We start from the raw sequence: 9,780 nt of genomic DNA, 5'->3' as shown, positions 1-9,780 counted from the left end.
GGTCTTTAATTGTTTGATGTCGATAGTCGTGAATCTTTGAAGTCAATTTGCCACAAGCCGGGCAGTGAGCCTCCTTGGCCTTGGTTGAGATTGTAATTCTTATAAAAGAATCAGAATGGTCGATTTTGTTGATAATACAATCTTTCAAATCTAAGAGTTTACTGGTAGAATGAGGATGCACTTATATCCAAGCCCCTTTCTTTAATGTTTGTCTAGTCAACTAACATTTTAAGGAGCAAAAGATATAAGTGCATTATTTTTTTGAAAAAAATAATGCTGGGGAGGAATCACCCACCCCAACATTTATTATAGAGCCATTAAAGTCTAAGAACCGCTGTAAGACAGCTAATGTCGTCTTGCAGCGGTTTTTATCGTTTTTGCCAAAATGAAGGCCCAATAAATTAAATAATTTACATATATTGACAAGGCATTAGATGCGTGAGACAATGCTTGTAGATGTAAAAAATAACCAATTCAATGGAGGTCGGTTTCATGCACAAATCACGTATCGCACTCACCGCTGCCATGGCACTGCTGCTTTCCCAAAGTCCTGTTTTGTCTTTAGGGGCAGAGACAACAGCCCACACGGTTACCATGGAGGAGAGCGCGCTGGTTTCAGAGGCCTGGGCTGAGTCTGTTTGGCCCTCTGATCACTGGTCATTGCCGTATGTCCGGGTTCTCGTGTCGTCACAGCTGCTGTCGCTCTATGAGGTTGAAAGACTCAACCGCATGATTGGGCCAGAGGGGCTCATCAGCAGCGCCTCCTTTGAAACCTACGCCTCCAGAACACTGAAGACCACGCTGCCTGGTCGTGTCCTGAGCTCCAAGCCCATTACCAGGGAACAGCTGGCAGATACGCTGTACAGAATGATCCTTTACAGTGGTTATGAGGAAATGCCAGCGGCGGAGGTTTTGGATCACGACCAGCTCCACTGGAAGGATGCGGATCAATTCAGCGGTTTTGGTTACCAGGCGTCCCTGGCGCTGAGATGGTCAGGCATTGCCTCCGGAAACGACGGGTATTTCAATCCTCAAAGACTGGTCACAGTCGCGGAAGCGTTGACAACCTTAGCGAAGACCAAAGCCACTGATCTGAGAACTCCGCTGCAGCCAGCAGAGGGCTGTGAAGGGGCGCAGCCTGAAGACGCCGTTTCATTTGAAGCTATTTTTGAACCTGCTTCTGAACCCATTCCCGAGTCTGGTTCAACCGAGGCTGCGGATGGCCTCTGAGGTGAAAGCTATGCTCCCGAGGTCCGGGAGCTGCCCCAAAAATCCTCCAAGGGTGGTAAAAAATAATGCAGCTGCTTAAGTCATCTGCCAGCTTAATGATTAAAACGAACTCTGCTTACGTCCGCGTAGCACAAGGCTGCCTTAAGCCGTTAAATACGTCGTGCCAACACCTCAAAGGAGCAGCCGCCATTTTTGGGCTGCTCTTTTTTATCTTATCCGGTCTTGGAATCCAGCCAGCTTATGCGACGGAGGCCGGACAAGGCGAGACAAAGCCTTACACAAGCCCCAAAAACCTGGATCCTTCTTATTACGAAGGCCATGAGGCAACCTTCGAAAGCATTGCACTCAAAATACCTGCAGGAACACCGCAGACCATCCAGCTCGCCTCCAGCACAGCGTCCGGTCGCCTCAAGCTGAATCCGGAGTTGTTCATAGATCTGAAGCTTCTCATCTACGGCAGCCCTTACGATCTCCAGAACAACGACTTCAAAGCTGTTGAGGGCGGTTATTACCGTCACGGAGACATCCCGGGAGAATTCCGCTACCATGGGTTTTCAGCAGACGGCAATGTCTTCACCAACCAGCGCTTTCCCAACGACGCGAACAGCGGCAGTGTCCTAAGCTTTAAAAATTGGGTGCACTTGCCCTGGCAGACTATCACCGGCGTCTATGCCAGCCCCCTCAACAACGCGGCAATTGGCGGAGACCCTCAGGCTCAAGCCTGGTTTGACCGTGCGCTGCCGTTTCAGCTGCTGAATTCCACAAATCCACAGGCAAATCAAAGAGACGGTGGTTATCTGCTGGAAGAGCACATGGTGATTCTTTCAGCCCCCAGCGGTGGGCTTCCCGGAGAGGGTCGCCTATGGCACTGGGTGGATGACCGCAGGTGGTACCAGACCGTCTCCCTTCCGGATTCGATCCAGGACCGCCAGCAGACCCCTGTTAACCTCAAGGTGGAAATCCTGGAAAAGGGCTCTCACCGCTTTGGCCTACATGGAACCGTACCGGTAAAAGTCAGGCTTACTGCGACACTGATGGACGGCGCCGCCATGACCAACTCCGCGGGGAAAGCCCTTCACAACACGCGAAATGAAATCCAGTCCTGGCGTCTCAGCGAGGGACGACAGAACCCTCAGAGTCTTATGACACCCCAGGTGTTTCAGACCTACAACGGTACAGATTTAAATCAGAACGCCACTCTGACCGCGGAAATCACCCTGAATGTCAGTCGTTCAAACCTGGACAGCCAGGGGCGGTTCACCTTTGCCGCTGAAACCGGCATCACCTATCTCGAAGGAAAAGCCTCCCCAATCGCGACGGCTTCAGACACCTGCCAAATTGGAGCGGAGGCAGCGCCCCAGGCGCCTCTTCAATCCGCATTCTCCATAGCGGATCTATACGTGCCGACACGTGCGGATTTTGAGCAAACGCCCGTAAGGTATGCCAACCAAAGCCGCGGCCCAGTGACCCAGTACCACTTTGCGCTGACGGCGCCGGCATCCGGACAGAGTACCACCTTCCAGCTGAGCGCGCTGTCAGCCTCCGACGAGGCTGTTTCCACACGTCTGACAGATTTTGTCCGCAGTGTCATGCCGGAGGGCACAGTCCACCGTCAGATCCAAGTCACCCAGACCGTTCTGGATGCCAATGGTCACAGTCACTCACTAACCAAAGTATTCAACGCCGTTATAGGCGGGCAGTCTAAAGCGGTCGAACTGAATCTCAGCCTGCCGGAATGGACCTTTGACATGCGACCTTATCCAGCGGTCGATCAGACCAATCATAAGCAGACAGCCCAGCTGAACGTCACCGTGGACGGGGAGGCGGTCGACAGCGCCCACTTTTTTTCCGGGCAGTTCAAAATGTCAGAGGTCACCGGACTTCTTGGCGCTTCCAATGAATTTGTCAAGGTCGTTGTCGAGGCCGTGTCCAAAGACGGCGTCGTCAGCTTCAAAGAGCACTGGGTCGAAGTCGTCAGCACCCAGCCAAAAGCCCAGCTCAGCTTTTCCGGCCACCAGAAAGTCAACCGAAAACTCGCGGTGTTCAACGACGCGCCGGGTGAGGAGGACCCGCGGCTTGCTGCAGCCTATCCAGCAGTCTATACCTTTAGCTATAAAGCTGTCACCGGCTCAGACACCTCCAGAAAGCTTATTGAGATTTCACCTGATGAAAAGCATCTGCTTTACAAAAGCCCTGGGCATCATCAAGTGACTTTAACAGCGGTCAACAGCCTTGGTCGCCAGTCCGAGCCCGCAATCTTGAATCTTGTGATCGTTCAGGACCAACGCCCTGCGGTGATTTTCAACTTTGATAAGGGTGTCGCCATAAGGGGTGAATCCATTGGGACAGTCATTGACATAGCCTCAACAGACGGCGATCTGGTTGGGGAGGCCGTCATCAAGGTTTACTTCGACTCAAATGTCGACGGCGCTTTTGAAGCGTTTGTTGGGGAGTACACAAAAGAAACTTTTACCTCGTTTGTTCCGACAGAGCTTGGCGCTTACAGGGCAATACTGGATGTGTCAGAGAGCTTTGGGCAGCCCACATTATCCAATTTTATAACCCCAACAGATACCCGGAAGGTAAGTCTGCGAAGAGAAATCCTGTGCGAGAATTTACGCCCGGTTCAATCTGTTGACCTGGAAACCCCAAGGACGCCTGAAAAAGTCGACGTCCTTCTGATGCTGTCCTCCAAGCTTCCAGAGTCCCAGCGCGTCCAGGCGGGTAAGGACCGGATTCAGCAGGCCAATACCCTCAGGCTGTCCGGACTGGATGCTATGGTCCACGTCTGGGATCTTGGAGAAATAACAGAGCGTATGCCAGCGTCCACCACTCAGCTCTTTGGAACCCAGTATCCGCCGCCGACCCTTGAGTACACAGAGGGTGGGTACAGCGGCGTGCTTGATCTTATCAGCGTCCAGGACAACGGCAAATATGTAGACTATGGCGACTATGACACCGTTGAGACCTGCGAGACAGAACAAGTGTGGGTGGGACGTTACTGCCCGGCGGCGGACCCCTTCATCTGCTATGTCAACGGCGGCTATGTCGATGTTTATGAAACACAGGAAGTATGCACCACTAAAAAAGTCTGGGATTCAGATCTCCGCTGGCGCTCCAGCTATTATGGCACTTATGAAGGCGAAATTTCACGGACAATAGAGCAGATCTACGACCCGGAGTGGCTGCGCCTTGGCGCAAGCCGCTATGTGGTCTATTCCGCCTTGCCTGGAGAAATCCTCCCTGAGCCAGAAGCCGGGGCGCTCAAGACAACGGCGGATGCAAAGTGGTTTTCGGGCGCGGGGTCAGGGCAGCTGGCCACGGCTCTTGGCGCGGAAACGATCACTGCAGGCGGCCCGGCTGAGGCTATGAGCCAAGCCATAACCCTGATTTCAGAGCGCCATGAAGTCATGCCCTACAAGCTCATGCTTCTAAACGAAGCGCTGACCTACCACACTGTGGAGGTGGAGTCTGAGGGGGATGGTCTTACTGGGGAAATGTGGGGCCTGAGCCAGGATACGGCTTTTGACAACCCTTTGCCGCCTCAGAGCTTTTCCGCTATAGATGAGTTTGGCACCAGACTCACCGTCAATGCAGCGCCCCCAGATCAAGAGGCGCAGTTTTACACCACTTCGCCGCCTCAGACGACCCCGCCGCAGACCATGAGCTCTGTAGGCCATTTTGTCGTGAAAAGAAAGCTTAAGGATGTGACGCCAAAGCCGGAATTCGACCTGGAATCCAATGCTTCTTCCGCTGCTTTTACAGTGCACCGGAAGCCCGTTGCCGGCCTGACGCTCAAAGCCCGTTTTGACACGCTGCTGGGTCAATACCGCCTTTACTGGACAGACACCTCTCAAGATCCTGACCACGCGCTGAGCGATCCGAACCGAGGTATTGTCCGGAGCGACTTCAGGATCCGTGTCCCGGGAGGGACCTGGCGCTATGGACTGCCTGATAAACTGCCAGGCGGCACCTATGAGGCAGATTACGTTGTTTGGGACATTGAAGGCCAGATCAGTGACCCCGTCCATTATAACTTTACCGTTGACAACTCCGCGCCTGAGATCCAGATTGTCTCCGTCGTTCCAGATCCGGCATTTACAGGACAGCGGCCTGTTGTCACCGTACTCCCCAAAGACCATGAGGGCAGCCCTATGTCGCTGAAATTCACTGCTGCACACAAAGAATCCAGCCATGCCTTTACTCAGCAGTTTTCAGGCTTGGTTTCAGGGAAAGCCTTTGAATTTCAGATCAGCGAACCCTTGAAAAATGGCACCTATAGCCTTCGTGCAGAGGTTAAGGATGACAGAGGCGTCTCAGAGGAAACCAGCAGATCGCTGACGGTCCGTCCGCCCAAGATCTTAAATGCTGGAGTGACAGGCGCCTGGAATCACTGGCGCGGGCAGATTGACAGGCAGGGAAGGCCTATGGCGCTGAATCCGAATAGATTTTTATCTTACGAGATGTTGAATTTCGAAATTGCCGCAGAGGGTGAACCTCTCAGTGTCACCTGCCGAATGTCTCCGGAGCTGGAAGCGATGGTGTATACGGATCCGAATGGGCGCGTCTATCGTTACGAGGAAGCCTTCGGTGAAGCTGTTCCCTTTCCTCTGCAACTCAAGTCAGCGGGAGACGGGCTCTGGCGTGGGTCTTACAAGCTGCCCCTGGCGCCAAGTACTCTTGGGTGGACAGACCACAGGCTAAAAACCCCGTACTGGATTGAATTTACAGTGACTTGGCCGGAGCATGTAAGTCATTACAGATTTGACAATATTGAGCTGACTGGAAATATTTATGATTTGATCTTCTAAGACTCGCCACGCTCATAAAGGTAGTGAGTTACAGAGACAGCGAGGCGGTGAGGCGACTTGAAAGCGTTACAAAAAATAAGAGGGGACGGACCGTGAGTCCGCCACCTCCTGTTTGCTTAGCTTAAACTTTGGCTGTGGGCAGTGCTGTCTGATTCAGCCGGCTGGATGGGGAGCTTGACCTTGAAGGTCGAGCCTTCACCGACCTGGCTCTTCACGCTGATTGTGCCGCAGTGGGCCTCAATGATCTGTTTGCAGATAGCCAGGCCCAGTCCCGTACCACGGCTTGAGTAGGTCCTGGATTTGTCCACCTTGTAGAAGTGCTCAAAGATGCGGCTAAGGTCCTCTTGGGGGATCCCTATGCCGTCATCTTCAACAAACCATTCGAAATAGCCCGGTGTCACCCGGGTGTAGATGTGGATGTAGGTCTTTGTAAATTTTTCCGCGTTGCTGATCAAATTGTCGAGGACCTGGTGAAGCCTTGGCGCATCTGCCGCTATAGGCACGCTGGGAATGGGCCGGTCCACCCGTAGGGCAACGGATCGGTCCTGAAAGTCCATTTCCTTTTCCGTCAGCATAAAGTCGAACAGTGCCTGTGAGTCTATAGGCGACAGCTCAATAACAAATTCGTCCAGGTTCATCTTGGTAAAGGTGAAGAGGTCGTCGATCAGGTGGTTCAGCTGGGCGCTCTTGGAACGGATGATGTCCAGATACTGCTTCTGGGTCTCAGGGTCCTCGACAATGTCGTCGCTCAGAAGCTCGACATAACCTTGAATGGAGGTCAATGGCGTCTTAAGATCGTGGGAGACACTGGCAATCAGCTGCTGCCTGGAGTGCTCAAACTCAACCTGCTTGGCCAGTGAATCTTTGAGCCGCAGCCGCATGCGGTCAAATTCGTTGCAGAACTTCCCAATCTCGTCATCTTTTTTATATTTCATCTCATAGTCCAGATCCCCGGAGGCAATCATTTCAGCTGCGTGGTTAAGTTCTTTGAGCGGATTTAGGATGCCGTCCGACAGGATTTTCGACAGAATCAGGATCATGGTCATGACGGAGATGACAAAGATTGCGACAAAAGCGATGGGCAGATAACTGAAAAAGGTAAAAGCGTCCTTGATGTCAATGTCTGGCAGAAAAACAAGCCGTCCGTGAGTGACGCCGCCTTTTACGACGTTGCGTTCCATCATGCTCAGGCTGGAGGGGTCAACACTGACAGTCACACCGCCCTCGGAGTCTGTTTCAAAAAACGAGACCTTGTCGAAGGCGACGCCAATCAGCTTTCGCTCACTGTCAAACTGGATGATGTTTTCCTGGTCGACGTAGAGCAGCCGCCTGAAATAGGTCGTGTAATAGGGTCTGAGCAGTCCGTCCATGTAAGGATAATTGTCAATGCGGTCCAGATTGCCTGCGAATTCCTCCGTCACCCGGTCCATGGAAGAGGTGATGGATACGAATTTGTCCACCGCCGGAATGTTGAAAAAATTCGTGGTCAGCACGAGAACGGACAATATGACGATCAAAAGGGGGATCACCAACAGGGATAAAAATGAAAGAATGATTTTTGAACGGATGTTCAAAGGTTATTTTCCCCCTTTGAATTTGTATCCGATCCCCCAGACGGTCTCGATATATTTAGGGTTGGAAGGGTCTTCCTCAATCTTCTCCCTGATTTTTCGGACGTGCACCGTCACGGTATTGATGTCGCCGTATTCGTTGAAGCCCCATACGTGATCAAAGATCTTTTCCCTGGCCAGGGCTTGATTGAGGTTGCTGGCGAGGTAATAGAGGATTTCGAATTCTTTCACTGAAAACGGCACATAATTGCCGCGGACTTTAACCGTATAGGCGCTAGGGTCAATTTCCAGCTCGCCAATCACCAGCGCGCTTGAAGGCGTCTGTGTTGTAGAAAGCTCCTTGTAGCGGCGGAGCTGGGACTGGACCCGCGCCAACAGTTCCCTTGGGCTGAAAGGCTTGGTCACGTAGTCGTCTGCGCCGAGGCCGAGTCCCAGGATTTTGTCCATGTCTTCCTTCCTGGCGCTTAGCATGAGGATGGGCACCGGTGACTTGGTGCGGATGGTTCTGCAGATTTCGAAGCCGTCGATCTTTGGCAGCATGATATCCAGGATGACCAGGTCCGGATTTTCTCTGTAAAAGGTATTCAGGGCTTCTTCGCCGTCATAGGCTAAAATGACGTCGTAATTTGACGCTTTCAGATAATCCCGGATCATTTGGGCGATTTCTTTTTCGTCTTCGACGACGAGGATCTTTTCGTTTGACATGAAGGGTACCTCCATATATTGGTATAATTAGGCGTCTTAACATAGAATACAAACGCCGCTTCTCTCCATTAATATACTTTTTTAAGGCAAATGAATCAAACTTTAACGTCACATTTAATCAATCGTTAAGAACTATGCCGATGGTGACGCGAATATAACCCGTCGAACAAATTTTCACGAAAGTGTACATAATATAATTTTGATGGCATTTATGAAAAAATATGATCAAAAATTAACAAAAAATTTTAGTCTGACTACAATTGACAAACATTTTATAAAATTAGGATATTCTATCAGAGAAATGTGTGAATATTATAACATTATACATATGAAACTTTGAAACCGTTGAAAATACTCATTCGAAAAAAATATTGTTAAAAAATCTTCAATTTATATTATTTATTATTCACAAAACCAACGGGTCAGTGATATAATGATTTTGTTCATTTATTATATCAGACTTCGATATGTTGAAAGGAAGGTGCAATAATGGCGAAGGCATTGGCACAGATCCCAACTGTGAGTGTTAAAGATTTGCCAAAGGAATTGTTCGATCAACTTGACAGCTACATCCAGACACTCGAAGACAAAAAAGGCTCTTTGATTCACGTACTTCACCGGGCACAGCATCTCTTCGGTTATCTGCCGCAGGAGGTCATGTTGTTCGTCGCAAGGCGGCTTGACATTCCGGCAGCCAACGTCTTTGGCGTGGTCAGCTTCTACTCGTTCTTTACGACAAACCCTGTTGGCGAAAACATCATTTCAGTATGTATGGGAACGGCTTGCTTCGTAAGGGGCGCGGACAAAATTCTTCATGAATTTAAGTCAAAACTCGGCATCACAACAGGTGAAACGACACCGGACAACCTCTTTACTTTGAAAGATGTCCGCTGCGTCGGCGCTTGCGGTCTCGCGCCAATCGTTCTCGTAGGCGACAAGGTTTACGGCAGGGTCAAGCTGGACGAAGTCGACGGCATCATCAACGCTTACGTGGTTAAGAACTTCGGAAAGGAGAACTAACATGGCGATTAAATCTCTTGAAGACCTCAAACGCATCCGCGAAGAGTCTCAGAAAAAAGTCAACCTTCGTGAAACCGGCGAATCTACTGAGGACATTGTAGAGCTTATGGTTGGTATGGCAACCTGCGGGATCGCCGCTGGCGCCCGTGAAACCCTCAGCGCGCTGCTGGATGAAGCTGAAAAGCAAGACCTTAATAATATCCGCATTGTTCAAGTTGGCTGCCTTGGCTATTGCCACAGCGAACCAACGGTTCAGGTCAACCTTCCGGGCCACGAGCCTATAATCTTTGGCAAAGTTGACGACAAGCGCGCCAGAGAGATCATCTCGCGTTATGTCATGCGTCAGGAAATGCTGGAAGATTGCGTCGTCATCAACACTTTTGTGAAAGCATAAATTAAAGGAACAGCGAAGGAGGGTAATTTGTGGCTAAGATCAGAACTCA

Annotated in this window: 7 protein-coding genes; 4 read left to right on the top strand and 3 right to left on the bottom strand. The window is 50.8% G+C overall.

Annotated elements, in window-relative coordinates; translation table 11 throughout:
* The coding region (locus tag BLP63_RS17345) for a transposase family protein (protein ID WP_408605871.1) at positions 1-181 on the bottom strand (181 nt) is incomplete at its 3' end.
* A gap of 311 nt (positions 182-492) precedes the next feature.
* Here BLP63_RS17345 and BLP63_RS11750 point away from each other — a divergent pair.
* Positions 493-1,230 (top strand): hypothetical protein, encoded by a 738-nt coding sequence (locus BLP63_RS11750; RefSeq protein WP_092591784.1) that lies wholly within the window; start codon positions 493-495, stop codon positions 1,228-1,230.
* Between the two features lie 65 nt (positions 1,231-1,295).
* Positions 1,296-6,041: an Athe_2463 domain-containing protein gene (locus tag BLP63_RS11745; protein WP_092591782.1), complete on the top strand. Its 4,746-nt coding sequence runs from the start codon at positions 1,296-1,298 to the stop codon at positions 6,039-6,041.
* Between the two features lie 116 nt (positions 6,042-6,157).
* Here BLP63_RS11745 and BLP63_RS11740 read toward each other — a convergent pair whose 3' ends face one another.
* A complete protein-coding gene (locus tag BLP63_RS11740) occupies positions 6,158-7,615 on the bottom strand; it encodes a sensor histidine kinase (RefSeq protein ID WP_092591780.1) in 1,458 nt (485 codons plus the stop codon).
* Between the two features lie 3 nt (positions 7,616-7,618).
* Positions 7,619-8,317, bottom strand: coding sequence for a response regulator transcription factor (locus tag BLP63_RS11735; protein WP_092591778.1), 699 nt, complete (start codon positions 8,315-8,317; stop codon positions 7,619-7,621).
* Positions 8,318-8,806: 489 nt separating this feature from the next.
* Between BLP63_RS11735 and BLP63_RS11730 the strand changes: the two genes are divergently transcribed.
* Both BLP63_RS11730 and BLP63_RS11725 read left to right on the top strand, forming a co-directional pair.
* Positions 8,807-9,337, top strand: a complete 531-nt coding sequence (locus BLP63_RS11730) for an NADH-quinone oxidoreductase subunit NuoE family protein (protein ID WP_092591776.1) — start codon at positions 8,807-8,809, stop codon at positions 9,335-9,337.
* Between the two features lies 1 nt (position 9,338).
* On the top strand, positions 9,339-9,731 hold the full coding sequence (locus BLP63_RS11725) for a (2Fe-2S) ferredoxin domain-containing protein (protein ID WP_092591774.1): 393 nt from the start codon (positions 9,339-9,341) through the stop codon (positions 9,729-9,731).
* Positions 9,732-9,780: the final 49 nt, after the last annotated feature.

Source organism: Acidaminobacter hydrogenoformans DSM 2784 (assembly GCF_900103005.1).
Taxonomy (GTDB): Bacteria; Bacillota; Clostridia; order Peptostreptococcales; family Acidaminobacteraceae; genus Acidaminobacter; species Acidaminobacter hydrogenoformans.
The sequence above is the reverse complement of the archived record's forward strand: the minus strand, read 5'-3'. Positions and strand labels throughout refer to the sequence as shown.

Bases quoted from the DNA above. Each gene is read 5' to 3' on its own strand.
- BLP63_RS11750 (WP_092591784.1), top strand. From the start codon at position 493: ATGCACAAATCACGTATCGCACTCACCGCTGCCATGGCACTGCTGCTT.
- BLP63_RS11745 (WP_092591782.1), top strand. From the start codon at position 1,296: ATGCAGCTGCTTAAGTCATCTGCCAGCTTAATGATTAAAACGAACTCT.
- BLP63_RS11735 (WP_092591778.1), bottom strand. From the start codon at position 8,317: ATGTCAAACGAAAAGATCCTCGTCGTCGAAGACGAAAAAGAAATCGCC.
- BLP63_RS11730 (WP_092591776.1), top strand. From the start codon at position 8,807: ATGGCGAAGGCATTGGCACAGATCCCAACTGTGAGTGTTAAAGATTTG.
- BLP63_RS11725 (WP_092591774.1), top strand. From the start codon at position 9,339: ATGGCGATTAAATCTCTTGAAGACCTCAAACGCATCCGCGAAGAGTCT.